Source organism: Nocardia barduliensis (assembly GCF_013315795.1).
Taxonomy (GTDB): Bacteria; Actinomycetota; Actinomycetes; order Mycobacteriales; family Mycobacteriaceae; genus Nocardia; species Nocardia barduliensis.
In genome coordinates this window covers 16,559-43,262 of the sequence record NZ_JABLTE010000039.1, presented here as the reverse complement: position 1 = coordinate 43,262, position 26,704 = coordinate 16,559, and the positions used below count along the sequence as shown (strand labels likewise).

The window sequence follows — 26,704 nt, the reverse complement described above, 5'->3', positions numbered from 1 at the left end:
CTTGTTTCGGTGTGATCGGGTGCGCCCGCGTCCCTCATTCGTCCACGTCGATCCAGTCGAGGGTGCGGGCGACGGCCTTCTTCCAGCGCGCGTAGCCGCGCTCACGCTGCTCGGCCGACCAGGTCGGGCTCCAGCGCTCGGCTTCGTTCCAGTTCCGTTCCAGTTCGTCGGTGTCGCTCCAGAAGCCGACCGCGAGCCCCGCCGCGTAGGCCGCGCCGAGCGCGGTGGTCTCCGCGACCACCGGACGCGACACCGGCACCCCGAGGAAGTCGGCCTGCAACTGCATGCACAGCTCGTTGGCGGTGACGCCGCCGTCCACCCGCAGCACGTCCAGCCGCACGCCGGAATCGGCCTGCATCGCCTCGACCACGTCGCGGGTCTGGTAGCAGATCGATTCCAGCGTCGCCCGCGCCAGATGGGCGTTGGTGCTGTAGCGGGACAGGCCCACGATCGCGCCGCGCGCGTCCGAACGCCAGTACGGCGCGAACAGCCCGGAGAACGCGGGGACGAAATACACCCCGCCGTTGTCCTCGGCCTGCCGGGCCAGCGATTCGCTCTGCGCCGCGCCGGAGATGATGCCCAGCTGGTCCCGCAGCCACTGCACCGCCGAGCCGGTCACCGCGATCGAGCCTTCCAGCGCGTACACCGGTTTCGCCGAGCCGAACTGGTAGGCGACGGTGGTCAGCAAGCCGTGCTGCGACCGCACGATCTCGGTCCCGGTGTTGAGCAGCAGGAAGTTCCCGGTGCCGTAGGTGTTCTTCGCCGAGCCCGGGCGGAAGCAGACCTGTCCCACGGTGGCGGCCTGCTGGTCGCCGAGCACGCCGGACAGCGGGACCGCGCCGCCGAACGGGCCGTCGGGGCGGGTGGCGCCGAAGAGCTCGGAGTTCGCCGACGGCGCGATCCTGGGCAGCATCGCGCGCGGCACCCCGAACAGCGCCAACAGCTCGTCGTCCCAGTCCAGCGTCTCCAGGTTCATCAGCATGGTGCGGCTGGCGTTGGTCGGATCGGTGACGTGCACGCCGCCGTCGACCCCGCCGGTCAGCTGCCACAGCAGCCAGGTGTCGGTGGTGCCGAACAGCGCGTCACCGCGTTCGGCGTCCTCGGCCACCCCCGGCAGGTTGCGCAGGATCCAGCGCAGCTTGCCGCCGGAGAAGTAGGTGGCGGGCGGCAGGCCCGCCTTGCGCCGGATGGTGTCGCCGTGCCCGGCCCGTTCCAGCTCGGCGGCGATGCGATCGGTGCGGGTGTCCTGCCAGACGATCGCGTTGCCGTAGGGCCGCCCGGTCTTGCGGTTCCACACCACCGTGGTCTCGCGCTGATTGGTGACGCCGACCGCGGCCAGGTCGCTCGCGACGAGGTCGGCCTTGGTCAGTGCGGTCTCGATGACCGAACGGGTGCGCTCCCAGATCTCGGTCGGATTGTGCTCCACCCATCCGGGGCGCGGCAGGATCTGCTGGTGTTCGAGCTGGTGGCGGGCCACCTCGCTGCCGCCGTGGTCGAACACCATGAAGCGGGTGCTCGTGGTGCCCTGGTCGATGGCGCCGACGAACTTGCTCATCGCGGTCCTCTCGCAGAAATGCTGTCGGTGAGCTCGCGCCGAAAGTTCATCGCCTGGCCTCCGTTCACCCGCGCAGACCGCGAACGCGACCCTGCGTGACAGGGAAATTACGGTGGAATCCCGGGGCCGGGTACCGCTCCCGTTCGACATTGTCGAATCGTGCCGCTGACGGTAGGTTTCCGGACATGCCGGGTGCGATCCAATCGATCGAGCGGGCGGCCGCCGTGCTGCGGCTGCTGGCCCGCGGCTCGGGGCGGCTGGGCGTAGGTGACATCGCGGGCGCGCTGGAGCTGGCGAAACCGACCGCGCACGGCATCCTGCGCACGCTCCAGGGTGTGGGCTTCGTCGAGCAGGACCCGGCGACCGGCAAGTACCAGCTCGGTGCGGCGCTGCTGCATCTGGGCACCAGCTATCTCGACGCGAACGAGTTGCGCTCCCGCGCGATCAACTGGGCAGACGCGCTGGCGGCGCGCACGGGCGAGTCGGTGCGGATCGGCGCGCCGATGGACGGCGCGGTGGTCGTGGTCCATCACGTGTTCCGGCCGGACAACACCGAACAGGCGCTCGAACTCGGCGAACTCCTGCCACCGCACGCCACCGCGCTGGGCAAGGTCCTGCTCGCCTACGACACCGAGCTGGCCGAGCGGACGCGCCGCGCCGGACTGGCCCCGCTCACGCACCGCACCCTCGTCGACCGCGCCGCGCTCACCAGGGCGCTCGGGGAGGTGCGGCGGGCCGGATGGGCCGGGGACACCGAGGAATTCCGGACGGGCGAGGCGGGGATCGCGGCGCCGATCCGCGCCCCGGGCGGCCTGGTGGTCGGCGCCATCGGCATCACCGGCGCGGTGGACCGGCTCTGTGACGCCCGGTCGCGGCACCGGCCCGCGCTGGTCGGTCAGGTGCTCGACGCCGCGCGCGCCGTGTCGCGGGATCTCGGTGCGAGCCACTGATCGCGGGCCGGTCGACCAGCGGATCTCGACCAGGAGCCGAGCATGACGCAACGTTACGTGCTGGCGATCGACCAGGGCACCACCTCGACCCGGTGCATCCTGTTCGATCAGCGTGCGCGGCTGGTCGGCGTCGCCCAGCGGCCGCACCGGCAGTATCACCCACGGCCGGGATGGGCCGAGCAGGACGCACTGGAGATCTGGCGTGCGGTCGAGCGGATCGTGCCGCAGGCGCTGCGCGATTCCGGCGTCGCCGCCGACCGCATCGCCGCGCTCGGCATCGCCAACCAGCGCGAGACCACGGTGGTGTGGGACCGCCGCACCGGCCGCCCGATCGGGCGCGCCATCGTCTGGCAGGACGTGCGGACCGAGGAGCTGGTCCGGGAACTGGAGCGCGAACCGGGCGCCGACCGGATCCGCGAGCGCTGCGGTCTGCCGCTGGCCGGCTACTTCGCGGCGCCGCGGCTGCGCTGGATATTGGACTCGGTGCCCGGAGTGCGCGAGCGCGCCGAGCGGGGCGAGGTGCTGTTCGGCACGATGGAGACCTGGCTGATCTGGAACCTCACCGGCGGTCCCGACGGCGGGCTGCACCTCACCGACGTCACCAATGCCAGCCGCACCCTGCTGATGAACCTCAGCACCCTCGCCTGGGACGACGAACTGCTGGAGTTCTTCGGCATCCCCGCTCCGATGCTGCCGCGCATCCAGCCCTCGACCGCGTCTTACGGCACCACCCGCCGGGTGGTCCCCGGCATCCCGATCGCCGCCGCGCTGGGTGATCAGCATGCCGCGCTGTTCGGCCAGACCTGTTTCGCGCGTGGGGAAACCAAGTGCACCTACGGCACCGGCGGATTCCTCATGATGAACACCGGACGCGAGCTGGTGCGATCCGAGCACGGCCTGCTCACCACGATCGGCTACCAGATCGGCTCGGAGCCGGTCTACGCGCTGGAGGGACCGATCGCGGTCACCGGTTCGCTCGTGCAGTGGGTGCGCGACAACATCGGCCTGATCACCAGCGCGCCGGAGATCGAGACCCTCGCCCGCACCGTCGAGGACAACGGCGGCTGCTACGTCGTGCCCGCGTTCTCCGGGCTGTACGCGCCGCATTGGCGCGGCGACGCACGCGGTCTCATCGCCGGGCTGACCTCCTACGTCACCAAAGGGCACATCGCCCGCGCGGTCCTGGAGGCCACCGCCTGGCAGACCCGCGACGTGGTCGAGGCGATGAACGCCGACTCCGGCCTGCAGGCTTCGGCGTTGCGCGTGGACGGCGGAATGACCTCGAACAACCTGCTCATGCAGATCGTGGCCGACGTCCTGGACGTTCCGGTGTCGCGCCCGTTCGTCGCCGAAACCGTCTCGCTCGGCGCGGCCTACGCGGCGGGCTTGGCCGTCGGTTACTGGCCGGATCTGGAAGGACTGCGCAACAATTGGCGCCTTGCCGCCCAATGGGTTCCGCGGATGGACCCCGCATCACGCGAGGACGAGTACGACAACTGGAAGCGCGCCGTCGAGCTGACCTTCGGCTGGGTCCGGTCCCAGAAGCGGACGCGGCGGTGAACCTGGGCCGTGTTCGCATGCCGCCGTGGCGAGCGACCGGCGCCGGTGTCGGCACGTTGGGTTAGCGTCGGAAGTATGCGGCTTCACGTGGGATGTGCGATGTGGACGCACGCGGCTTGGCAGGAAAAGCAGCTCGCGCCGGGGGAGCGGTTGCGCTGGTATGCCACGTGGTGCAATGCGGTCGAGGGCAATACGACGTTCTACGCGACGCCGTCGCGGCGAACGGTGGAATCGTGGGCGAGCCAATGCGATCCCGCGTTCCGGTTCGTGCTCAAGTTGCCCAAGCCGATCACCCACGAACGCAGGCTGGTCGGCGCCGAGGAGGAGCTGCGGTCCTTCCTCGCCGTCATGGAGCCGCTCGGCGAACGCGTGCACGCGCTGTGGGTGCAGTTGCCCGGCTCGTTCGGTCCGACGGATCTCGGTGCGCTCGCGGGATTCCTGCGGGAGGTGCCGCGCGCTCACCGGATCGCGGTCGAGGTCCGGCATCCCGCGTTCTTCGCCGACGAGCAGGCGGCGCGCAGGCTGGAATACGTGTTGTCGCGGGTGGGCGCCGAATGGGTCCCCTTCGACACCACCGTGCTCTTCGACGGTCCGCCCACCAGCGCGGCGGAGCAGGAGGCGGCGTCGAAGAAGCCCCGGGTGCGGCGGCGGATGCGCGCACTGACCGAATATCCGATCGTCCGATATCACGGCCGCGACGACGTCGAGCGAACTGTCGAGGGCTGGCAACCATGGGTCGGCACGGTCGCCGAATGGTTGCGCGAAGGCCGGTCGCCGACGGTGTTCCTGCACACGCCGGACAACGCGGACTCGCTGGAGCTGGCCCGCCGCTTCCACGACGAGGTCCGGGCCCGGCTGCCCGAGCTGGACCCACTGCCCGAGCCGGTCCCTGCCGAGCCGATGACGCTGTTCTGACCGAAGAACGCCTCCCGCGAGAGTTCTCGCGGGAGGCGTTCCGAACGCTCAGGACTGCAAGCCGACCTCGACCTCGAGGGTGAGTGTGATCTTGTCACCGATCACCGCGCCGCCGTCGGGCAGCGGCATGTCGATGGTGATGCCGAAGTCGCGGCGGTTGATCACGGTCTTGGCTTCGAAACCCGCCACCGGCCCCTGGCCCATGCCGGGGTTCACGCCGAGGAATTCCACCTCCAGCGAGACCGGCTTCGTGACGCCGCGAATGGTGAATTCGCCGTCCACCACGAAGTCCTCGCCGTCGACCCGGAATCCGGTGGACTTGAACGTGGCCACCGGGAACTGCTCGGCCTGGAAGAAGTCCGCGGTGCGCAGGTGCGCGTCGCGCTGTTCGTTGTCGGTGGTGACCGAGTCGACCCGGATCTCGGCCTCGGCCGAGGCGCTGCCGTCCGCGCCGATGACCAGCTTGCCGGAGAAGTCGGTGAAGCGGCCGCGCACCTTGCTCACCATCAGGTGGCGTACCGAGAAGCCGAGCGTGGAGTGGGCGGGGTCGATGGCCCAGGTGCCCGCGGTCAGAGCGTTGGTGGTTCCGGTCGTCATGACGTTCTCCTCAATGGTTGATTATTGAACTAGTTGGGTGTGGATCGGGCGGTGGTTCGTCGCGGAAGGATCAGTGCGTGCCGAGTAGCCGGGCGATCATCGGGCCGCCTCCACCGCCGCGTCGCGGGCGGCCACCAGGCTCGCGTGCGTGGGCGCGTCCGGCACGTGCGCCGGGCGCAGTGCCGCGAATTCCTCGCGCAGCACCGGGACCACCTCCGCGCCGAGCAGGTCCAGCTGCTCCAGCACGGTCTTCAGCGGCAGGCCGGCGTGATCCATCAGGAACAGCTGGCGCTGGTAGTCGCCGAACGACTCGCGGAAGGTGAGCGTCTTGTCGATGACTTCCTGCGGGCTGCCCACGGTGAGCGGGGTCTGCTCGGTGAACTCCTCCAGCGACGGGCCGTGCCCGTACACCGGCGCGTTGTCGAAGTAGGGCCGGAACTCGCGCACGGCGTCCTGGGAGTTCTTGCGCATGAACACCTGTCCGCCCAGCCCGACGATCGCCTGGTCGGCCGAGCCGTGACCGTAGTGCTCGTAGCGCTGCCGGTACAGCGCGATCAGCCGTTGGAAGTGCTCTTTCGGCCAGAAGATGTTGTTGGCGAAGAAGCCGTCGCCGTAGTAGGCCGCCTGCTCGGCGATCTCGGGGCTGCGGATCGAGCCGTGCCAGACGAACGGCGGTACGTCGTCCAGCGGGCGCGGTGTCGAGGTGAACGACTGTAGCGGCGTGCGGAACTTGCCCTCCCAGTCGACCACGTCCTCGCGCCAGAGGCGGTGCAGCAGGTGGTAGTTCTCGATCGCCAGCGGGATGCCGTCGCGGATGTCCTTGCCGAACCAGGGGTAGACCGGCCCGGTGTTGCCGCGCCCGAGCATCAGATCGACGCGCCCTTCGGCCAGATGCTGCAACATCGCGAAGTCCTCGGCGATCTTCACCGGATCGTTCGTGGTGATCAGCGTCGTCGCGGTGGAGAGCTGCAACCGCTCGGTGCGCGCCGCGATGTAGCCGAGCATGGTGGTCGGCGACGACGGCACGAACGGCCGGTTGTGGTGCTCTCCGGTGGCGAACACGTCCAGTCCGACCTCTTCGGCCTTGCGCGCGATGGTCACCATGGCCGTGATGCGCTCGTGCTCACTCGGCGTCCGGCCGGTCGTGGGGTCGGTCGTCACATCACCGACCGTGAAAATTCCGAACTGCACGACGCCTCCTTCGTTCCTCAGTCTGTCGCAATTTGGTGGATATGGCAACCAAAGGAACCGGGCGGGATGCTCGGGTATTCCCGGCGCGGCGGTGTGGCGTCGATTACGCCAGGTATTCGGCCAGCCAGGTCCGGGTGAGCTCGCGGGTGACCCGGGCGCCGGTGTCGAGTTCGGTGGCGCCGAAGGCGTGGTCGAGGAACGGGAGCTCGACGTAGCGGTGCGGGATGCGCGCGGTCTCCAGCGCGGCAGCGTAGGCGTCGGTGTGCTCGGCGAGCACGAGATGATCGTTGGCGCCCTGGATCAGCAGCGTGGGCGGCGTGCGCTCGGTGATGTGCGACGCGGAACCGGTCGCGGTGTAGCGCTCGGGATATTGCTCCGGCGTTCCGCCGAGATATTGCCGGGCCGCGTCGGCGCCGAGCGCGGTCTCGGCGCCGGACGCGGCCAGGTCCACCGCGGGGTACAGCACGATCGCCGTGCGCACCTTCGGCAACTCGGCGGCGCTGCCGCAGCTGGGCCGCAGGGTGCCCGCGTTGATCTTGTTCGCGACGTTGATCGCGAGATTGCCGCCCGCGGATTCGCCGAACGTGGCCACCCGCCGGATGTCCCAGTTGTACCGCTGTGCGTTCGCCGCGGCCCAGGTCAGCGCGCAGGCGATGTCGGCGTCCTGGGTGTCCCAGCGGTGGTGTTCGTCGTCGGAGAGCCGGTAGTCCACGTCGAGCACGGCGTAACCGTTGCCGGCCAGCCAGCTCGTGTAGGCGTCGGTGCCGCGGCTGCCGGTGACGAAGGCTCCGCCGTGGATGCTCACCACCAGCGGGGCCGGTTCGGGCGCGGGCGCGGGCAGGTACAGATCCGCCTGGATCGGCTGCCCGTCGACGGTCGCGTACGTGACCGTCTCGTCGGGTGCGTCGCCGATCGTGCTGAACGGCACGGCCGGTGCGAACGGAATCCACACGCCCGCCGCGTCGCGCGCCGCGAACACCAGCGCCGCACTGGTCACGACGGACACGACCAGGCCGGCAGCGGCCACGCCGGTCACCGCGCCGGCGAGGCGCCGACCCCGCCCGCCGTTCCGAAACGCCAGCAGCGCCAGTCCGGTCGCCACCACGGCGAGCACCATGTTCCACGAGCCGAGGGCGTCGCGGACCGCGCCGAGCAGGAGCACGGCCGATTGGACGATCGCGTTGCGCAGCAAGGGCATCAGCCAGGAAACCGGCGCGACCGCGAGTGCCTGGCTGAGCGCGAGGTACACGGCGAGCACTCCGGCGAGCGTCAGCAGCCCCACGCGGGCCGGCCGACGAGGCGTGGCGGATTTTCCGGGTACGGTCACGTCCACTCCTCGCTCGTCGGTCATCCGGGCCGGGGCTTACCGAGTCCAACATAGGTCGGTCTTCGTCCCCGCCGACTCCCGGTGGTGGTGCGTCCGACCGGAATCAAGTAGCCGACTACGCGCGATATCCGGTGGCCGGTCCGCAGAATCGTCGCCACAAGGTTCGACCACAGGGTTTCGAAGGGGGATCTGCATGGCTGGTTATCGCGATTGGTTGGCATCGGCTCCGAATCCGGAGCCGCCGTTGGACAGTCGGCGACGCGCCGAGGCGGAATGCGCGACGGCCGATCCGGCTCCCGCTCGGGCGCTGCCGTGCCGGCCGCGGCCGCACGCGGTATCCGCTCGGTCCAGTGCCGGGGTGCGCAATGCGGTGCGCCGGAGTCACGCGTCCCCGGCGCCCACCGATGACGAGACACAATCGGCGGCACGCCGGTTCGCCGAGTCGGCGGTGCGCATCGTCCTCGAGGTGCTCGACCGCAGGCGGCCCGTGCCGCAACTGGCCGTGGTCGCCGACGCCACGGTCGTGGCCGCGGTGCGCACGTTGCTCGACGCCGGTCTCGTGCCCGGCCGCGCTCTCGGCGCGGCGGTGCCGGTCCGGGTGCGCGTGGTGCTCATGGACGCCAAGACCGCCGAGGTCGTCGCCGCATACGGCCGTGGCACGCGGCGTTTCGCCCTGGCGGCCCGCATCGTCCGGACCCGCTCGGCAGGCTGGCGGATGACGGCGCTACGCATCCGATGAGGCGATCTCCGTTGGCGGCGGGGCGGATCGCCGGATGCGTCGATGACGTGTGCGCCTCAGGCCAGCGAGGCCAGCCAGTCGCGCATCCACGACAGTGCGGTCGCGCCGCCGCCCACGGGATAGTTGCCGTAGGCGGTGTGCGCTTCGGAGCGGTAGAACTCGTCCAGCAATCGGGCCCGTTCCTGGTTGGCCGACTCCGACAGCTGGCTCTGCAACAGGGGGAATCCGCCGTTGGACATCAGATCGCCGACGATGGCGCCCATCTCGAGCTGGTAGCGCCAGAGGTAGGCCGGGTCGGGATGGGAGGTCTGGGCCAGGAAGCCCGCGAAACGGGTGATGAAATCGTCCGATGCCGTGGCGCAGTACAGATCGCCGATCGCGCAGATGGTCCGGGTCTGCGGAGTGACGAAGCCGAACCCGCCGATGCGGGGACCGCCCGCGCCCGCGCCGCCCACCGGCGGGCCGACCAGCGCGTCGGTGGGGGAGCGGCGCGGATCGGAGATCAGCCCGACCGCGGCGATCCGGTGCGGCGGCACCACACCGAGGCCGGTGCCGATCTCGGCGGCGAGATCACCGGCGGCGTCCGCGCCCTGGCTGTAGCCGACCAGCGCGATCTTGGTCGCGCCGCACTCCCGGCCCATCGCCGCGATCATGCCGCGCGCGTTGTCGACCGCCTCGCGCTTGGAGGCGCCGTATACCTCGCTCTCCCAGGGGAAGGCGGTGGCGGCATAGCTGACGTAGTCCACCCGCGCCGAGGACGGCAGGCCTCTGGTGACTCCGGCCAGCATCCCGGGGCCGTCCAGCTGGTCGGAGGTCTCCCAGGTGCCCGGGATCGCCACCACGTACAGGCTCGGGCAATCCGGTGCGGCGACGGCGGGCCCGCTGCCCGGTCCCACACACGACAGCGCCATCGCCGCGATACCGATGGCCGCCGAGAACAACTTCGATCGCATGGCGTTTGCTCCTGGTAGTCCACGCGCCGCAGGCGCTCCCCGGCAGGAATCGGCCTCCGCCGGCGCCGTGCGGTGGTCGTACCCGGCCCCGTCGAAGGCTGCATTGAAACTCGTTGGTCTCAAAGTGCAGACAGGATAGCGATGATGTGGGAGACAGCACAATCGGAGTCGCAAGTGAGGCGTGTCACAAACGATTCGGCCGCGTCGGCGCCGGATGATTGCTATCTATCGTGCTCGAGCAGAACTGCCATGGCCTGCGCCCATCGGTCGATGGTTGCCGTCGCGGCGCGCTCGGTGGCGCGCAGCGGACGGGACATCGCTGTGCCCCGCAGGATCGCGATGGTGAGATCGCGAATGGCCGGATAGCGCGGGTGGGCGACGACGTCCGGACCGAACAGCGCGTCCACCACGCGCCGCAAGTCGCGCCCGGCTTTTCGTTCGGCCACGCGCAACGCCTCGGCAAGCGCGGGATCGGTGCGCGAGGCCGCCCACAATTCGAACTCGGCTTGCGCCGCCGGGCGCGCCATCGACTCGTACAGGGCGGTCAGCGCGCGTGCCAAGGGGTCGCCCCCGTCGCCGAGCCCGGCCGCGATCTCCCGGACGGCTGCCTCGTTGCGTGCGACCAAATGGCCGACCAGTTCGGCGATCAACGTGCCGATGGTCGGGAAGTGGTGCAGCAGCGCCCCGCGGCTGACGTTCGCGGCGCGCTGCACGGACAACGTGGTCAGTGCCCGGTAGCCCTGCTCGGCGAGCAGGTCGGCGGCGGCGTCGAGGATGTGGGCGCGGGTGGCCTGTTTCCGCTCCGCGCGCAGTCCGGCCATTCCGGCTCCCTTCGTCGGCGCGAGATTTTCACAGTCAATGTTGACTGTCAAATGGTGGGTGCGCCAGACTGCGGGGACGGGTTCGGACCAGCGTCGAAGGGAAAGCGATGACCGACAGTGACATCCAGGCCGATGGCGGAACGGGCGCGTGGTACCGCAATTGGACCGAGGCCCCGGACTCGCCGTGGGCGGGGCGTCCCGAGCCGGACGGCGCGCGCGAGTACCGGACGCTGACCTACGAGCGCGACGGCCGCATCGCGCGCATCACCTTCGACCGGCCGGAGAAGGGCAACGCGATCACTCCCGACACGCCGCACGATCTGGCGCACGCGGTCGAACGCGCCGACCTGGACCCGCGGGTGCACGTGATCCTGCTGTCCGGGCGCGGCAAGGGATTCTGCGGCGGCTACGACCTGAGCATGTTCGCCGAGCAGAGTTTCGTGGTGGCGGGCGGTCCCGGCGACGTGGCGGGAACGGTGGTCGATCCGGTGGTCCAGGGTCGCAACCACGATCCGGCGCGGGTCTGGGACCCGATGATCGACTACGCGATGATGAGCCGGTTCAACCGCGGTTTCGCCAGCCTGATGCAGGCGAACAAGCCCACCGTGGCCAAGCTGCACGGCTTCGCGGTGGCGGGCGGCAGCGACATCGCCCTGTTCGCCGATCAGATCATCTGCGCCGACGACACCAAGATCGGCTACCCGCCCACCCGGGTCTGGGGTGTGCCCGCGGCGGGCATGTGGGCGCATCGCCTCGGTGACCAGCGCGCCAAGCGCCTGCTGTTCACCGGCGACTGCCTCACCGGCAAGCAGGCGGTCGAATGGGGCTTGGCGATCGAGTCCTGGCCCGCCGACGAACTCGACGCGCGCACCGAGGAATTCGTCGCGCGCATCGCGCGCATGCCGATCAACCAGCTGATGATGGCCAAACTGGCGCTCAACTCCGCGCTGTCCGCGCAGGGGGTGGCCAACTCCGCCATGATCAGCACCGTCTTCGACGGCATCTCCCGCCACACCAGGGAGGGTTACGCCTTCCAGACGCGGGCCGCCACCGCCGGTTTCCGCGAGGCGGTCCGGGAACGCGACGAGCCGTTCGGCGATCACAAACGGGGCCGGTCGGGGGAGTGAACCACCGCTGAGCCGTGCGGGGAACCTGCCCGGCGAATCCGCAACGGATCGCCACAGCCCCGCGCTTCGCCGGATCGTCAGCGGACGGGCGGAACCTTTCCGTTCGCCTCTTCCTCGATGTCATAGCCCAGCCGCACATCGTGCGCCACCTCACCGCCACGCACCGTGACCTCGCTGGTCACCGGCGGGTAGCCGCGCGCGACGACCGTGTAGTCGCCTTCGGCGAGATCGGTGACGACATAACGGCCGTGCTCGTCGGTGCGCGTGGTAGCGGTCAGCACGCCCGCCGCGTCCAGCACGCTGATCTGCACGTCCGAGACCGGGCGGCCCGCATCGGACCACGCGGACCCGGCCAGCACCGCCATCGGCGTGAGATCGATGTCGTGGTGCAGCAGCCCGCTGTCCGGCACGGTCAGCGCGGTCGCGCTGGGCCGCATGTGCTCGGCGACCGCGACCAGGGTGTAGGTGCCGGGCACCACGCCGTGGCACAGGTAGGCGCCGTCGGCCGCCGCGGTCGCCGACCCGACCACCTCGCCGTCCAGGTCGGTCAGCGTGACGGTCGCGCCGGGCAGCGGCTGGCCTGCGGCGCTGGAACGGACCACCCCGGACAGTTCGCCGGAGCCGAGCAGGGTGACGTCGAACTGCTGCGGCCGGTCACCGACGGTGACGTTCACCGCGGCGGGCTGATGCCCGGCGGCCGACACGATCAGCACGTATGCGCCCGCCTCCGGCACGCCGACGAGGTAACCGCCGTCGGCGCCGCCGCTGGTCCGCGCGGCTTGCCGCCCGTGGTGGTCGATCAGCGTGAGCGCGGCAGCGGGGACGGGGCGGCCGTCCTCGCGATGGACGTAGCCGCGCAGCGAGCGGCTTTCGTACTCGGCGTCGTCGAAGCTCGCCCGCGGTTCGCGCCGGTGGGCGCCGTTGCCCGCGGGATCGCCCGCGGCTCGGCCGCTCGCGGCCGCGGCGAGCACCGGTTCCGGCTCCGACAGCGCCTGCGCGGCGCCTTCCCAGACCTGATCGGCGTCCCAGTGCGACTCGGCGGCGTCCGTCTCATCGCTCGGGGTTCGCGCGGCGGGTGCCGGAAGGTCTTGCAGCGGGATCTCCCTCATGAACATCAGCACCACGCAGGCCAGCAGGGCGACCCCGGCCGCCGCGTAGAAGACCCCGTGCATGGCGTCGGTGAAGCCGGTGAGGATCGGGATCCGCAGCGCGTCGGGCAGCGCCGCGATGCCGCTGGTGTTGGACTGCATGTCGCTGAGCTGATCGGGGCCGAACCCTGGCGGCAGCGCGCCGCCGAACGCGTCGATGATCCGGTGCGGCAGCAGATTGAACAGGATGGTCAGGAACACCGCGACGCCGAGCGTGCCGCCCATCTGCCGGAAGAACGTGGCCGACGCGGTGGAAACGCCCATGTCCGAGCGAGGTCCGGCGTTCTGCGCCGCGATGATCAGTGTTTGCATGCAGCAGCCGAGGCCGAGCCCGACCACGGCGCCGTAGCCGAGGGGCTGCCACAGCGGGCTGTCGTAGTGCACCTGGGCGTAGAGCAGCGCGCCGACCGCGACGATGAACGTGCCCGTCACCGGCAGGATCTTGTAGCGGCCCGTCCGCTTGGTGATCTGGCCGGCCACCTGCGAGCCGACCGTGATGCCGAGCACCAAGGGCAGCATGAGCAGACCGGCCTTCGTCGGCGAGTAGCCGCGCACCACCTGGAAGTACTGCGGAACCATGGTGATCGCGCCGAACATCGCGACGCCGACGATCAATCCGCCCGCGATGGCGACGCTGAAGGTCGAATTCCGGAACAGTCGCAACGGGATCAGCGCCGAGTCCTTCATCAGGAACTCGACCAGGACGAACAGCAGCAGACCCGCGGCCCCGATGCCGTAGCACAGCAGCGACCGCTGCGACGACCATCCCCAGTGGCGCCCCTGTTCGGCGACGAGCAGCAGCGGCACGACGCAGATCGTCAGCGTCACCGCGCCGAGCCAGTCGATCCGGTGGTTCTGGCGCTGGTGCGGCACGTTGAGCACCTTGGCCACCACGAGCAGGGCGAGCATGCCCACCGGGACGTTCACCAGGAACACCCACCGCCAGCCTTCGATGCCGCCGAGCTGTTCGTAGTCGGAGAAGAAGCCGCCGAGAACCGGCCCGAGCACGGTCGCGGTACCGAAGACCATCATGAAATAGCCCTGGTAGCGCACCCGTTCCCGGACCGGGACGATATCGCCGATGATGGTGAACGCCAGCGACATCAGCCCGCCCGCGCCCAGGCCCTGGAACGCGCGGAACGCGGCGAGCTGGTACATCGACGTGGCGAAGGTGCATGCCACCGAACCGATGACGAACAACCCGATCGCGATGAGGTAGAACGGTTTACGGCCGTAGATGTCGGCCAGTTTGCCGTACAGCGGCGTGGTGATCGTCGCGGTGATCAGGTAGGCGGTGGTCGCCCAGGCCTGTGCGTCGAAGCCGTGCAGGCTGTTGGCGATCCGGACGATCGCGACGCTGACGATGTTCTGGTCCAGCGCGGCCAGGAACATGCCGAGCAGCAACCCGGACAGGATGGTCAAGATCTGCCGGTGGGACAGTGACGTGTCCGCGCCTGCGTCCGGGTTCCGCGGAGCCCGGGTGGTGGAATTCGTCATGGGGAGCCCTATTTCGGATCGGCTTGGTGTCGGGGAGTGGTCTCGATTCCTGCGGTGAGCCGGTCGAGCAGAACGGTCAGGGTCGCGCGGTCGGTCGCGGGCCAGTCGGCCAGGATGTCGGCCAGCCAGCGGTTGCGCAGCGCGCGGTTCTCCTCGAAGACGCGCACGCCCTCCGCGGTGGCCGTGAGCACGCACGCGCGTCCGTCGACCGGGTCGGGGCGGCGCTCCACCAGGCCGTGCGCCACGAGTGATCTGCTCTGCCTGCTGATGGTGGACGCCTCGGCGTGCAGCAACTCCGCGAGTCTGCCCGCGCGCTGGGGTCCCTCGTGCACCAGGCAGAACAGCACGGCGTAGGCGAGCTTCTCCAGCCCTTCCGGTCCGGGCCGGGCCGGCTGCCACTTGGCCCGGTTGAGCGCGCGCATGAACCGGACCAGCCGCTGACCCAGTTCGTCGGCGGCCGCGAGTTCGGCAGGCGACGCGCGGCGCTCGCGAGCGGTTGCGGACATGGCATTCACCTCGAGGTTCCCCACCGGCAGATTACTTAGCAACTACAACTAGTTGCTTTTGGCAACTATACATCTGGTTTGCCGACGGTCTGCGAGGTGGGAGGTGTGTTGCTACCGTCGATGGCGTGTCCGAGTCGCTTGTTCGCTTTCCGGCCGCGCTGCCGTCCGATTGCCGATGGGAGCCGGTCCGCGGCGGGGAGTCCGGCGCCCCGGTGTTCCGGTCCGCCGACGGGTCCCGCTACGCCAAGTGCGTCGACCCCGGCCGGGTCGCCGACCTCGCGCTGGAGCGCGACAAGATCACCTGGCTCGACGGCCAGGGCATTCCCGGTCCCCGAGTGCTGGATTGGCGGGCCGGTGCGGAGGGCGCCTGCTTGGTCACCGGCGCCGTCCCCGGCGTCGCCGCCGACGCCGTTTCCGCCCACGTCCTCGCGGCGGCGTGGGAATCCATCGCGGACGCGGTGCGTCGCCTGCACGATGTGCCGGTGGCCGAGTGCCCGTTCGACCGCGGTTTGGCGCGCATGTTCGCGATCGCCCAGGACGTGGTCGTCCGAGGTGCGGTGCACACCGAGTTCCTGCCCGAGGAACAGCAGGACACTCCGCCCACCGTCCTGCTCACCCGGCTGGCCACCGAACTGGAGGCGAGGATGCGGCAGGAGGACGCCGAAGCCGTAGTGTGCCATGGCGATCTGTGCCTGCCCAACATCATCCTCGACCCGGACACGCACTCGGTCACCGGTTTCGTCGACCTCGGCCGCCTCGGTATCGCGGACCCGTACGCCGATATCGCTCTGCTGCTGGCGAATTCCAGGGAGTCGTGGCAGGACGAACGCCGCGCCGAACGCGCCGACCGGATCTTCGCCGACCGCTACGGCATCGAACTGGACGCCGAGCGTCAGCGTTTCTTCCTCCACCTGGATCCGCTGACCTGGGATCAGCCGGTCACTGAGCGGGTTTGATCAGGACGGCGGTTCCGTAGGCCGCCACCTCGCTCATGGTCCCGGTGATTTCGTCGCACTGGCGATGACCGCGTGCGCGCCGCACGACAGGGCGTGCCGGCTTATCCGCGTGATCGCCGCTACGCGAATCGCACCGACCGCCCGGTCCTGATCAGCCGGTGTTCCGGCGCTGCGCGCGGTTCTGCCTTGCCTGTTGAGCATTTGACCGACAAAATCCAGGGAGATATGCAATGTTGTTATTGCGCAACGGCATTGAGAGGGAACCCACGGTGGCCGAGTAGGCACCGGTAAAAGGGGGTGCGGCGAGATCATGTCGTCGAACACGTCCGAGCCCGGCGGCCGACGCGCTCGCCCGGGCCGGGGCCGGAACGAACGCGTGCCCACCTGGCCCGGAATGATCTCCGCCCACGAGCCGCCGCCCCGGCTGCGCGGAGAACGGCACCGGGCGCCGCGCGCTCGGCGCCGCACCCGTCGCGGGCCGCGCCGCGCCTGGCTGGTCGGCGGCGTCGGCGTGGCCGCCTCGATCGCCGCCGCCGCGCTGGTCCTGGTCTACACCGGCGCGGCCTCCGCGCCGCGGCAATCGGCCACCGTGGCGGACCCGGTACTCGGCGGCGGTAACGGCTGCGAGCCGACCCGCGGCGCGCAGTTGGTGCGCGGCAACGGAACCGGTTCCACCGCCTCGGGGCCGGAGGTGATCCTGGCCTTCCAGCACGCCTACTACGTGACCCGCTCGGGAGCGGTCGCGCGAGCGCTGACGGTGCCGGACGCCGCCGTGCCACCGGTCGCCGTGATCGACGCGGGCATCGCCTCCGTCCCCGTCGGGACCCAGCACTGCGTCATGATCACGCCCATGCTCGACGGACGCTACGACGTGGTCATCACCGAGCTGCGGCCCGACTCCGCCAACCGCACCTACCGCCAGTTCGTCACCGTGACCGAGACCGGCGGCGAATCGTCCATCGTCAAGATCGCACCGCCGAACTGAGCCGCGGGCTCCTCCTACTCGAGCCCGGCGACCTTCCGGCAGCGCCAGTCCAGGTAGTTGATCACCATCCAGAAGTCTCCGAAGGCCGGGTTGGTGGTCTGGCCGTGGTGGTAGCGGTAGTAGATCTGCTGGGCGATCACCGCGAGCCGGAACAGCCCGAACACTTCGTAGAACGGCCAGTTCGCGGCGGAGCGGCCGGTGCGCGCGCAGTAGTGGTCGACGATCTGCGCGCGGGTCAGCATGCCGGGCAGGTGACTGGGCTGACGGCGGGCAGCCCGCATGACCTCGTCGTCGTCGGCCTGCACCCAGTACGCCAGCGCACCACCGAGATCCATCAGCGGATCGCCCAGTGTCGCCATCTCCCAGTCGAGCACGCCGACGATCGCGCCCGATCCCGCGGGGTCCAGCACCAGGTTGTCCAGCCGGAAGTCGTTGTGGATGACGGTGGTGGCGACGTCCGCGGGCCGATTGGCCTCGAGCCAGGCCATCACCGCCGCGAAATCGCTGACATTGTCGGTGCGGGCGTCCACGAAGCGCCGCGACCAGCCCGCGACCTGACGGGCGACGTAGCCGGCGCCCTTGCCGATCTCGGTGAGCCCGGCAGCGACCGGGTCCACCTCGTGCAGTTCGATCAGGCAGTCGAAAGCCGTGGTGGACAACCGGCGGGCCTGGTCGGGAGACAGGCTCGTTCCCTCCGGCAGATCTCCGCGCAGGATCGTGCCTGCCACGCGCTCCATCACGTAGAACTCGCTGCCGATCACGCCCGGATCGGCACAGTGCGCCACCATTCGCGGCACGTAGCGGTAGTGCGGACGCAAACGCTCCTGCACCAGGTATTCACGGCCCATGTCGTGCGCGGAAGCCGCCTTCTTGCCGGCGGGCGGGCGGCGCAGGATCAGATCGCGATCCGGATAGCGCAGCAGATACGTGAGATTCGACGCGCCGCCGGAGAATTGCCGCACCTCGGGCGGCTCGGTCAGACCGGGCACCCGGTCGGCGAGCCAGGTGTGCACCGCGGCGACGTCGAATGCGTCCTCGGCGCGGACGGCGGTGGCCTCCGCCGCGCTCACCGGTCGGTTCCGTATTTGCGCAGCTCCTGACGGGCGATCACGCCGAGGTGCACCTCGTCGGGGCCGTCGGCGAAGCGCAGCGAGCGAATGCCCGCGAACGCGCGCGCCAGCGGGAAGTCGTCGGAAAGCCCGGCGCCGCCGTGCAACTGGATCGCCATGTCGAGTACTTCCTGGGTCATCCTCGGCACGACCGCTTTGATCTGGGAGACTTCGCTGCGCGCCCCGGCCAGGCCCTTGGTGTCCAGCAGCCAGGCGGTGTGCAAGACGAGCAGCCTGGCCTGATCGATCGCGACGCGGGCGTTGGCGATGCGCTCCCGGTTTCCGCCCAGGTTGGCCAGCGGCTTGCCGAACGCGGTGCGGGAAAGGCTGCGACGGCAGGCCAGTTCGAGCGCGCGCTCGGCCAGGCCGATGGCGCGCATGCAGTGGTGGATGCGGCCGGGGCCGAGGCGGCCCTGCGCGATCTCGAATCCGCGTCCCGGCCCGGCGATCACGGCGTCCAGCGGAAGCCGCACGTCGGTGAAGGTGACCTCGCCGTGGCCGAAGGGCTCGTCCAGGTAGCCGAAGGTGGTGAGCATCCGTTCGATCCGCACACCTGGCGTGTCCAGCGGGACGAGCACCATGGAGTGGCGCTGGTAGGGGTGCGCCGCCGGGTCGGTGAGGCCCATGAAGATGACGAACGCGCAGTTCGGATGGCCGATGCCGGTGCTCCACCACTTGCGGCCGTTGAGCACGATCTGCTCGCCGTCCACCACGGCGGTCGCGGCCATGTTCGTCGCGTCCGACGACGCGACCTCGGGTTCGGTCATGCAGAACGCCGAGCGGATCTCGCCGTCCAGCAGGGGCCGCAGCCACTGCTGCCGCTGCCGCGCGCTGCCGTAGTGCAGCAGGACCTCGGCGTTGCCCGTGTCGGGCGCGTTGCAGTTGAACACCTCCGGCGCCCAGCCGGAAGCGCCCATCGCCTCTGCCATCGGCGCGTATTCGACATTGCTCAGGCCCGCGCCGAGTTCCGGATCGGGCAGGAAGAGGTTCCACAGTCCCGCGGCCCGCGCCTTCTGCTTGAGCTCTTCGACCACCGGCGGGACCGCCCAGGGCGATTCCCGCAGGAAAGCGGCGTGCTCCTCGTCGCGCGGCTCGATCTCGTCGCGCACGAACTGCCGCACCTGGTCGGTGAGACGGACGGCTCGGTCGGAATGTGTGAAGTCCATACCCATCCTCGAGGCTCGCTGAGCATTGCTCAACTTCCGGTCGAGTCATTGGTAGCATATTATTGAGCATTGCTCAATAGAGGAGGGTGGATGACCGAGGTTGCCGCGGAGCCCGGCGGCCGTCGCTCGGCGGACGACCGGCGCCGACAACTGATCGGCATCGGCCTCGGCATGCTGATCGACCGCCCCTGGCACCAGATCACCGTCGACGCGGTAGCGCAGCAGGCGGGCATCTCCCGCGGCCTGCTGTTCCACTACTTCCCGACCAAGCAGGAGTACTACGCCCAGCTCGTCCGGGCCGCCTCGCAGCGCTTCCTGCGCGCCACCGGCCCCGATCCGGACGCCGCCGACCCGCTGGCGTCGATGATCGCCAACTTCGTCGGCTACATGCGCAGGCGCAGTGGACCGCTGGTGGGATTGCTGCGCGCCGCGGGGCAGGACCCGGTGCTCGAGGCGATCATGGAGCAGATGCACGACGAGCTGACCGACCGGGTGTTCGCCGCTCTCGGCAGGCCCGCGTCGTCCACCGCCGAGCGGCTGGTGGTGCGCTCGTGGTGGGCGATGGCCGAGGACCTCACCGTGCAGTGGCTGTCCCGTGACGATGTCGACCAGGACCGGCTGGACCGATTGCTGTTCGGCACATTGTCCCGGGTGCTCGACTCGGTGCGGGACGAAAAGGCGGCCGGTCGACACTGACCGGTTCCGCGCTTATCCGCGAGCTTTCGCCGACCACGGATATCCGTGATTCGGTTGGGGAACGGCCGGTGCCGACGGTCTGCGTCAGGGCGGCGGAAGAAGTGCTCGCGACCGGCGGGAATCACGCTGGGCCGCGTGTGTCGTCCGCGGCGCGCCGAATTGTTCCGTGAGATGGCAAATGAACGGTTTCGCCAGTAGCGGTGGATCGACTATGAATGACACGTGCCGTTGCCATTCGTGATCACTTGTCTGCCATCGACTCTCCCGTGCGGGGAGCGCTGATGGTCATCGAACATCCCATCGAGGACGAGGTTACACAGCTGGCGAGGCGGGTCGAGAAGGCCCGTGGACGGCTCGCCTACCAGTTCGATCCCGCGCTCACCGAGGCGCTGTCGGAGGACGAACTGCATGCCGAACGTGAGCTCGCCGAACGAATTCGCACCCAGGAGCGCGGACAGCGCTGGAAAGAGGCGCAGGCTGCCGCCGCGGCGAACGACCGCGCCAGGCAGACCACCGAAGCGATCGAGAAGGCCGACATGCGTGATCTCCTCCTCGCCCGCAAGGCGATTGCCGCGCAGCGACGCGAATCCAGCCCGCACGCGAAACTGGCCTCGCTGTACCGGCATCGGTCCTGGTCGCTGCGCGCGCTGGCCGGTGTGGTCGCGGCGGGCATGTTGTGGTCGGCGGTCAACGTCCAGCACAACATCGCTCCCGGCGGCGCGACCGATCCGCTGTACTGGTTCAGCTACCTGCTCGAAGGCATGATCAGCGTCTGCCTGATCATCATCATGATCGGCACCAACAAGGTCGCCGAGTGGGGTGTGGTCGACAACCGCCGCCAGGTCGCGGCGGCCGAAGTCGCGCTGCTCGCGCTGACCGTCAGCCTCAACACCTATCCGTATCTGCGCGCGGGCGCGTGGTACGACGCGGCCGTGCACGCGATCGCCCCGGTGATGATCGGTGTCGCGCTGCTCATCCACGACGCCGCGAGCGCCCGATACGGCCTCGCCATCGCCAGGGCCACCGAGCAGGTCCGCGACCTTCCCGACCCGGCCGAGCAGATCCGGCTCACCCTGCCCAGGTACCGGATGCCGGTCGCCCCCGAAGCGCCCGCGGTTCCGCACGAATACGTGGAGTACGAGCCGCAGCCCGTCGTGGCGGCCGCTGCGGCGGAGGTCGTCGAGCCGGACGTGGCCGAGGTCACCGAAAGCCAGGACGCGCCGGAGGAATCCGAGACGCAGCCCGTGGTCGTGGCGCAGGCCGAGAAGAAGCGGCCGCCGGTCGAGACGCCGCGCAAGCCGGTGCTGCCCGAGTCGATCGAAGACCTCGACGCGATGGAGGTCGTCGCGGCGCGTCCCAGCGCGACGGTGAAGGTCAAGGACCTGGACACCACGATCGCCGCGAAGAATGGCGCGTCCGCGACCAACGGAAAGCCTCTGGCGAGCCAGCCGGTGGCGCCCGCGCCGGTTTCGTCGGTGAAGGCCGACGAGCGACCGTCCACGCGAGTGCCCGCCGACGAGCCCACCGCGGCGAAGGTGGTCGTCCATGAGACGGCTCCGGCCAAGCCACGCACTCCGGCAACCGAGCCCGAGGCCCCGACTGCCGAGATCCCGGCGGTGCCACGGCGCCCGCTCGCGGAGGTCAAGAGCGAGACTGTGCCGCCGGAGCCGAAGAACGGCAAGGACAGCCCGAAGCTCGATATCGCGCAGCCGCCGACAGCGCGCACGCCGGACATCTACGACACCGGTTCGTTCCGCGTCGCCGACATCCTCGAGCAGGAACTCGCCGAACTGCAGGCCGAACGCCGCCGCGCCCGCACCAGCAGGCAGCGCTCCGCCTCGACCGCGGGCCGCGAGTCCTAGCGAGCCGCGTTCCACCGACGATGCCCGTCAGCGCACCGCGCGCCGACGGGCATCGTCGTATCCCGTTACCGCCAGGCGGAATTCGGAGCCCGGCGCGATCGCGACGACGACCTCCGCCGAGCCACCTCCGGGACGGCGCGGGGCGCCGAGCCACCAGGATTTCGCTGCTGTGAGCGGATCTGCCGAGGGCAGCGTGGGACCGCTTTCGCGCGGCGCGTGCGGCACCGTGGGGTCATGGCTCACGATGACAAGACTCCGATGTTCAGCTGGCGTGCCCGGGAGCAACTGCTCAGTCGCCGCATCGTCGTGCTGGACGGCGCGCTGGACGACGACAACGGCACGCTGCTGATGACCCAGTTGCTCACTCTCGCCGCCGAAGACCCCGACGCGGGCATCTCCCTGTGGATCCACTCGCCCGGCGGCTCGGTCCCGTCGATGCTGGCCATCCGTGACGTGATGCGGTTGGTGCCGTGCGAAGTCTCGACGCTCGCGCTCGGATTGGCTTGCAGCGCGGGTCAATTCCTCTTGTCGTCGGGGAGCAAGGGGCGGCGTTTCGCGCTGCCGCACGCCCGGGTGCTGATGCACCAGGGTTCGGCGGGCATCGGCGGCACCGCCGTCGACGTCGAGGTCCAGGCCGACGACCTGCGCTACACCGTGGACACGGTGCTCGGCATCATCGCCGAGGACACCGGTCAGCCGTTCGACCGGATCTACGAGGATTCGCTGCACGACCGGTGGTTCACCGCCGCGCAAGCCAAGGAGTACGGCTTCATCGACCACATCGTCGACTCGTTCGGGCAGATCGTCCCGCAACGCCAGCGAATCGGGATCTCGGCATGAGCGGTCAAGACCGGAGGCGGCAGCGGAGCGTGACCACGGAGGGCTCCGCTCATGCCGGAAAGGGGTACAGCATGAGCGGTCAGGCCCGGAGGCGGCAGCGGAGCGTGACCACGGAGGGCTCCGCTCACGCCGCAAGGGGGTACAGCATGAGCGGTCAAGACCGGAGGAGGCAGCGGAAATGAGCACCTACACCATTCCCAATGTGATCGCGCAGCATCCGCGTGGCGGCGAGCGGATCACCGACATCTACTCCCACCTGCTGGCCGAGCGCATCGTCTATCTCGGCACACCGATCGACTCGGGTGTAGCCAACGCGCTCATCGCGCAATTGCTGCACTTGGAATCGGAGAGCCCGGAACAGGAGATCAACCTCTACATCAACTGCGAGGGCGGCGATCTGTCCTCGATGCTGGCGGTGTACGACACCATGCAGCACATCCAGTCACCGGTGCAGACCACCTGCGTGGGCCAGGCGATCGCGGTGGGCGCGGTGTTGCTGGCCGGTGGCGAGCCGGGCCGTCGCGCCATGCTGCCGCATGCCAGGGTGGTGCTGCACCAACCCGCCGCGCGCGGGCAGGGAACGATCCCCGATCTCATCCTGCAGGCCGACGAGCTGGTGCGGATGCGGGCGGAGATCGAGTCGATCCTGTCGCGGCACACCGGGCAGACGGTGGAGCGGCTCCGGCGCGACACCGACCGCGACCGGGTCTTCACCGCGTCGGCCGCGATCGAGTACGGGCTCGTCGACCAGGTGCTGGGACGCCGGGATTGACCAGTTGTACGCCGGGCGGGCGCGGGCTGTCGACGGACTGCGTCAGGCTGCGTCGATCCCTGCGCCTTTCCGGCCCCGCGCGATTTGCGGCCGGACCGGCGTCCGCCTAGGTTCTGTCCTGTAATTCGTTGTGTCGTTTGGTGTTAGCTGTATGCCGTGGTGGGTCGTGGTGAGTTGACGGACCGGGCGTGGGCTCAGATCGAGCCGATGCTGCCGGTGTCGGGTCGGGGCCGCAGGTGGCGTGATCACCGTCAGGTGATCAACGCGATTCTGTGGAAGCTGCGGACCGGCGCGCCGTGGCGTGACCTGCCGGAGCGGTACGGGCCGTGGAAGACCGCCCATGAGCGGCTGCGGATGTGGACTGCGGACGGCACCTGGCAGCGGATCCTGGATGAGGTGATCGTCAAGGACGACTCCATCGGTGAGGTCGAATGGGTCCTCAGCGTGGATTCGACCGTGGTCCGGGCTCACCAGCATGCCGCCGGTGCCCGGAAAAAGGGGGCGCCAGCTGCAGGTCCGGCGTCCAGGTCGCGGTCGAGGGTGAAGCGCTCGGCCGGTCCCGCGGCGGGCTGAGCACCAAAATCCACCTCGCCGTCGACGGGCGTGGTCTCCCGATGCGGGTACTGCTCACCGGCGGGCAGGCTGGTGACAATCCGCAAGTGCTGCCGCTGCTGGACGGCATCAGCGTGGCCCGCACCGGGCCGGGCCGCCCACGCGTGCGGCCCGAGACGGTGATTGCCGACAGGGCGTACTCGCATCCCTCGACCCGGCAGGCACTGCGACGGCGGGTCCGGTTCGTCAGCCCTGAACGTGACGACCAGATCGCCCGCCGCGCCGCGAAGGGCTCACGCGGTGGGCGGCCACCGGTGTTCGACGCCGAGGCATACAAGCAGCGCAACGTGGTCGAACGTTGCTTCAACCGACTCAAGCAGTTCCGGGACCTGGCCACCCGCTACGCCAAACGCGCCGTCTACTACCAGGCCGAACTCACCATTGCCGCCATCATCCTCTGGCTCCGGTGACTTACAGGACACTCCCTAGGCCGCCAGCGCCATGAGCGTGGGCCCGGTGCCGGAGCGCGGCGCCGACCGCCGCAGGAAGGCGATCTGGCGCCGGGCCCGCAGTGCGTCGGCCACCTGACCGGTGATCTCCCCCAGCGTGGTGCCGAGAGACCCGGCCAAGGCGGCGATCATTTCGCTCGACGGCTCCTTGCGCCCTCGCTCCACCTCGGACAGATACTGCGGGGAAATGCCCGCGCGCCCGGCTGTTTCGACCAGCGTCTCGTTCCGGTCCTGCCGCAGCGTGCGCAACTGTTCGCCGAGTACCTCGCGCCAGAGGGGTTCCGGGGGCGTCCGCGGTTCCGGCTCCCGAGGCCGGTCGTCGCGCCCACCGGGGATCGAGTGAAGTCTCGGGTGCTCGGTCATGGTCCGAGGGTACGATCCCGGGCCGCCGGTCTGCCCGGCATTACGCTGTGGGCGTACGAGCGAGTCGTTTCCAGCGCTGGTTGTGCCCGGTTCGGCGTGGTCACCGCCGCGATCGGGCCGGACCGAGGATGATGGGGAACCGTGCCCGAGAATCCGAGGATCGCCGATCTCAAGCCGCGCAGCCGCGACGTCACCGATGGCCTGGAGCGGACCGCTGCCCGCGGCATGCTGCGCGCGGTCGGCATGGGCGACGAGGACTGGGAGAAGCCGCAGATCGGCGTGGCCTCCTCGTGGAACGAGATCACCCCCTGCAACCTGTCGCTGGACCGGCTGGCCAGAGGTTGTAAGGACGGCGTCTTCGCCGGCGGCGGCTACCCCATGCAGTTCGGCACCATCTCGGTGTCCGATGGCATCTCCATGGGGCACGAGGGAATGCACTTCTCTCTCGTCTCGCGCGAGGTGATCGCCGACAGCGTCGAGACGGTGATGCAGGCCGAGCGGCTCGACGGTTCGGTGCTGCTGGCCGGGTGCGACAAGTCGCTGCCCGGGATGCTGATGGCCGCGGCCCGGCTGGATCTGGCGAGTGTGTTCCTGTACGCGGGATCGATCCTGCCCGGTGTCGCCAAGCTCTCCGACGGCAGCGAACGCGAGGTGACCATCATCGACGCGTTCGAAGCGGTCGGCGCCTGTGCCCGCGGCCTGATGAGCCGCGCGGACGTCGACGCCATCGAGCGGGCGATCTGTCCCGGCGAGGGCGCCTGCGGCGGCATGTACACCGCCAACACCATGGCCAGCGCGGCCGAGGCGCTGGGCATGTCGCTGCCGGGCAGCGCGGCGCCGCCCGCGACCGACCGCCGCCGGGACGGCTACGCCCGCCGCAGCGGCGAGGCCGTGGTCGAGTTGCTCCGGCAGGGCATCACCGCCTCCGACATCCTCACCAAACCCGCCTTCGAGAACGCCATCGCCGTCGTCATGGCGTTCGGCGGCTCCACCAATGCCGTGCTGCACCTGCTCGCCATCGCGCACGAGGCGAAGGTCGAATTGACCCTGGACGATTTCGCCCGCATCGGCCGCCGGGTACCGCACCTCGCCGACGTCAAACCGTTCGGCAACCATGTGATGACCGACGTGGACCGGATCGGCGGCGTGCCGGTCATGATGAAGGCGCTGCTCGACGCCGGATTGCTGCACGGCGACTGCCTGACCGTGACGGGAAGGACGGTGGCGGAGAACCTCGCCGACATCACCCCGCCGGACCCCGACGGCAAGGTGATCCGGGCGATGGCCTCGCCCATCCATCCGACCGGTGGCATCACCATCCTCACCGGTTCGCTCGCGCCCGACGGCGCCGTGGTCAAGTCGGCGGGCTTCGAGTCCGACGTCTTCACCGGCACGGCACGGGTGTTCGACCGGGAACGACCGGCGATGGACGCCCTGGAAGACGGCACGATCACCGCGGGCGACGTGGTCGTCATCCGGTACGAGGGCCCGAAAGGCGGCCCCGGCATGCGCGAGATGCTGGCCATCACCGCGGCCATCAAGGGCGCGGGCCTCGGCAAGGACGTCCTGCTGCTCACCGACGGGCGGTTCTCCGGCGGCACGACAGGTCTCTGTGTCGGGCACGTCGCGCCGGAAGCCGTCGACGGCGGCCCGATCGCGTTCGTGCGCGACGGTGATCGCATAAGCCTCGACGTCGCCGCGGGCACCTTGGACCTGCTGGTCGACGCCGACGAACTCACCCGCCGCCGCGACGGCTGGAAACCCCTGCCGCCCCGCTACACCCGCGGTGTCCTGGCCAAGTACACGAAGCTGGTGGGCTCGGCATCGATCGGGGCCGTCTGCGGCTGACGGTTGAGGCGCGCCGTAGCCACCCGTGTCCGCGGCCGCGCGCTCGGCGGGTATCGGTCGCGCCGTCGGCTCGGTCCGTAGGGGCCGCGAGCTGTCTACATTAAGCTACTAAACCGTAGCTACGGTTGCAAAGCTACGAATTTGTAGCTATGTTCGCTGT

At 69.8% G+C, this 26,704-nt stretch carries 25 protein-coding genes; 13 read left to right on the top strand and 12 right to left on the bottom strand.

Annotated features, from left to right (window positions below; all coding sequences use genetic code 11):
* Window positions 1-34 precede the first annotated feature (34 nt).
* Window positions 35-1,555, bottom strand: coding sequence for a glycerol kinase GlpK (gene glpK / locus HOV91_RS18515; RefSeq protein ID WP_174186664.1), 1,521 nt, complete (start codon window positions 1,553-1,555; stop codon window positions 35-37).
* A gap of 185 nt (window positions 1,556-1,740) precedes the next feature.
* Here glpK (HOV91_RS18515) and HOV91_RS18510 point away from each other — a divergent pair, with 185 nt between their 5' ends.
* The 3 genes from HOV91_RS18510 to HOV91_RS18500 all read left to right on the top strand — a co-directional run bounded on the left by HOV91_RS18510 (window position 1,741) and on the right by HOV91_RS18500 (window position 4,980).
* Window positions 1,741-2,505, top strand: coding sequence for an IclR family transcriptional regulator (locus tag HOV91_RS18510; RefSeq protein WP_174186663.1), 765 nt, complete (start codon window positions 1,741-1,743; stop codon window positions 2,503-2,505).
* Between the two features lie 42 nt (window positions 2,506-2,547).
* The gene (gene glpK / locus HOV91_RS18505) at window positions 2,548-4,065 is read left to right on the top strand and encodes a glycerol kinase GlpK (RefSeq protein ID WP_174186662.1); all 1,518 of its coding nucleotides are present in this window, start codon (window positions 2,548-2,550) and stop codon (window positions 4,063-4,065) included.
* Window positions 4,066-4,140: 75 nt separating this feature from the next.
* On the top strand, window positions 4,141-4,980 hold the full coding sequence (locus HOV91_RS18500) for a DUF72 domain-containing protein (protein ID WP_174186661.1): 840 nt from the start codon (window positions 4,141-4,143) through the stop codon (window positions 4,978-4,980).
* 48 nt (window positions 4,981-5,028) lie between these two features.
* On the opposite strand, the gene HOV91_RS18495 is transcribed toward HOV91_RS18500, so the two are convergent.
* From HOV91_RS18495 to HOV91_RS18485, 3 genes are all read right to left on the bottom strand, one after another.
* Window positions 5,029-5,577 (bottom strand): YceI family protein, encoded by a 549-nt coding sequence (locus HOV91_RS18495; RefSeq protein ID WP_174186660.1) that lies wholly within the window; start codon window positions 5,575-5,577, stop codon window positions 5,029-5,031.
* 96 nt (window positions 5,578-5,673) lie between these two features.
* A complete protein-coding gene (locus HOV91_RS18490) occupies window positions 5,674-6,768 on the bottom strand; it encodes an LLM class flavin-dependent oxidoreductase (RefSeq protein ID WP_174186659.1) in 1,095 nt (364 codons plus the stop codon).
* Window positions 6,769-6,871: 103 nt separating this feature from the next.
* The gene (locus HOV91_RS18485) at window positions 6,872-8,095 is read right to left on the bottom strand and encodes an alpha/beta hydrolase (protein ID WP_174186658.1); all 1,224 of its coding nucleotides are present in this window, start codon (window positions 8,093-8,095) and stop codon (window positions 6,872-6,874) included.
* A 358-nt stretch (window positions 8,096-8,453) separates the two neighbouring features.
* Between HOV91_RS18485 and HOV91_RS18480 the strand changes: the two genes are divergently transcribed.
* On the top strand, window positions 8,454-8,834 hold the full coding sequence (locus tag HOV91_RS18480) for an Rv3235 family protein (protein ID WP_174186657.1): 381 nt from the start codon (window positions 8,454-8,456) through the stop codon (window positions 8,832-8,834).
* A 56-nt stretch (window positions 8,835-8,890) separates the two neighbouring features.
* Here the strand turns inward: HOV91_RS18480 and HOV91_RS18475 are convergent, their stop codons facing one another.
* Together HOV91_RS18475 and HOV91_RS18470 are read right to left on the bottom strand one after the other, a co-directional pair.
* Entirely contained in the window at window positions 8,891-9,787 is an 897-nt protein-coding gene (locus HOV91_RS18475) for a cutinase family protein (protein ID WP_174186656.1), read from the bottom strand.
* Between the two features lie 221 nt (window positions 9,788-10,008).
* Window positions 10,009-10,608 (bottom strand): TetR/AcrR family transcriptional regulator, encoded by a 600-nt coding sequence (locus HOV91_RS18470; RefSeq protein ID WP_174186655.1) that lies wholly within the window; start codon window positions 10,606-10,608, stop codon window positions 10,009-10,011.
* A 107-nt stretch (window positions 10,609-10,715) separates the two neighbouring features.
* Between HOV91_RS18470 and HOV91_RS18465 the strand changes: the two genes are divergently transcribed.
* On the top strand, window positions 10,716-11,735 hold the full coding sequence (locus HOV91_RS18465; RefSeq protein WP_174186654.1) for a crotonase/enoyl-CoA hydratase family protein: 1,020 nt from the start codon (window positions 10,716-10,718) through the stop codon (window positions 11,733-11,735).
* A 77-nt stretch (window positions 11,736-11,812) separates the two neighbouring features.
* On the opposite strand, the gene HOV91_RS18460 is transcribed toward HOV91_RS18465, so the two are convergent.
* Together HOV91_RS18460 and HOV91_RS18455 are read right to left on the bottom strand one after the other, a co-directional pair.
* Complete coding sequence (locus HOV91_RS18460; protein WP_174186653.1) at window positions 11,813-14,380, bottom strand: MFS transporter; 2,568 nt, start codon at window positions 14,378-14,380, stop codon at window positions 11,813-11,815.
* 8 nt (window positions 14,381-14,388) lie between these two features.
* The gene (locus tag HOV91_RS18455; protein ID WP_174186652.1) at window positions 14,389-14,886 is read right to left on the bottom strand and encodes a MarR family winged helix-turn-helix transcriptional regulator; all 498 of its coding nucleotides are present in this window, start codon (window positions 14,884-14,886) and stop codon (window positions 14,389-14,391) included.
* 125 nt (window positions 14,887-15,011) lie between these two features.
* On the opposite strand from HOV91_RS18455, the gene HOV91_RS18450 reads away from it, so the two are divergent.
* Together HOV91_RS18450 and HOV91_RS18445 are read left to right on the top strand one after the other, a co-directional pair.
* Entirely contained in the window at window positions 15,012-15,842 is an 831-nt protein-coding gene (locus HOV91_RS18450) for an APH(3'') family aminoglycoside O-phosphotransferase (protein ID WP_174186651.1), read from the top strand.
* 376 nt (window positions 15,843-16,218) lie between these two features.
* Window positions 16,219-16,827 carry a DUF8176 domain-containing protein gene (locus HOV91_RS18445; protein WP_312884680.1) on the top strand — a complete coding sequence of 203 codons (609 nt, stop codon included), beginning with the start codon at window positions 16,219-16,221 and terminating at the stop codon, window positions 16,825-16,827.
* A 14-nt stretch (window positions 16,828-16,841) separates the two neighbouring features.
* On the opposite strand, the gene HOV91_RS18440 is transcribed toward HOV91_RS18445, so the two are convergent.
* Window positions 16,842-17,897, bottom strand: coding sequence for a phosphotransferase family protein (locus HOV91_RS18440; protein WP_174186649.1), 1,056 nt, complete (start codon window positions 17,895-17,897; stop codon window positions 16,842-16,844).
* The gene (locus HOV91_RS18435; RefSeq protein WP_174186648.1) at window positions 17,894-19,102 is read right to left on the bottom strand and encodes an acyl-CoA dehydrogenase family protein; all 1,209 of its coding nucleotides are present in this window, start codon (window positions 19,100-19,102) and stop codon (window positions 17,894-17,896) included. The genes HOV91_RS18440 and HOV91_RS18435 overlap by 4 nt, the downstream gene beginning before the upstream one ends.
* A gap of 90 nt (window positions 19,103-19,192) precedes the next feature.
* Between HOV91_RS18435 and HOV91_RS18430 the strand changes: the two genes are divergently transcribed.
* Both HOV91_RS18430 and HOV91_RS18425 read left to right on the top strand, forming a co-directional pair.
* The gene (locus HOV91_RS18430) at window positions 19,193-19,798 is read left to right on the top strand and encodes a TetR/AcrR family transcriptional regulator (RefSeq protein WP_174186647.1); all 606 of its coding nucleotides are present in this window, start codon (window positions 19,193-19,195) and stop codon (window positions 19,796-19,798) included.
* 281 nt (window positions 19,799-20,079) lie between these two features.
* Entirely contained in the window at window positions 20,080-21,660 is a 1,581-nt protein-coding gene (locus HOV91_RS18425) for a hypothetical protein (RefSeq protein WP_174186646.1), read from the top strand.
* 27 nt (window positions 21,661-21,687) lie between these two features.
* On the opposite strand, the gene HOV91_RS18420 is transcribed toward HOV91_RS18425, so the two are convergent.
* Window positions 21,688-21,903, bottom strand: a complete 216-nt coding sequence (locus HOV91_RS18420) for a hypothetical protein (RefSeq protein ID WP_174186645.1) — start codon at window positions 21,901-21,903, stop codon at window positions 21,688-21,690.
* On the opposite strand from HOV91_RS18420, the gene HOV91_RS18415 reads away from it, so the two are divergent.
* From HOV91_RS18415 to HOV91_RS18405, 3 genes are all read left to right on the top strand, one after another.
* Window positions 21,895-22,500 (top strand): ClpP family protease, encoded by a 606-nt coding sequence (locus HOV91_RS18415; RefSeq protein ID WP_174186644.1) that lies wholly within the window; start codon window positions 21,895-21,897, stop codon window positions 22,498-22,500. The genes HOV91_RS18420 and HOV91_RS18415 overlap by 9 nt on opposite strands.
* A gap of 178 nt (window positions 22,501-22,678) precedes the next feature.
* Complete coding sequence (locus tag HOV91_RS18410; protein WP_043721109.1) at window positions 22,679-23,272, top strand: ClpP family protease; 594 nt, start codon at window positions 22,679-22,681, stop codon at window positions 23,270-23,272.
* Between the two features lie 159 nt (window positions 23,273-23,431).
* A protein-coding gene (locus HOV91_RS18405) for an IS5 family transposase (protein WP_438822677.1) occupies window positions 23,432-24,294 on the top strand; the annotation gives its coding sequence in 2 pieces (ribosomal slippage) (window positions 23,432-23,797 and window positions 23,800-24,294; 861 coding nt in all).
* Window positions 24,295-24,309: 15 nt separating this feature from the next.
* Here the strand turns inward: HOV91_RS18405 and HOV91_RS18400 are convergent.
* Window positions 24,310-24,696, bottom strand: a complete 387-nt coding sequence (locus HOV91_RS18400; protein WP_174186643.1) for a helix-turn-helix domain-containing protein — start codon at window positions 24,694-24,696, stop codon at window positions 24,310-24,312.
* Window positions 24,697-24,837: 141 nt separating this feature from the next.
* Between HOV91_RS18400 and ilvD the strand changes: the two genes are divergently transcribed.
* On the top strand, window positions 24,838-26,544 hold the full coding sequence (gene ilvD, locus HOV91_RS18395; RefSeq protein WP_174186642.1) for a dihydroxy-acid dehydratase: 1,707 nt from the start codon (window positions 24,838-24,840) through the stop codon (window positions 26,542-26,544).
* The last annotated feature ends 160 nt before the right edge of the window (window positions 26,545-26,704 follow it).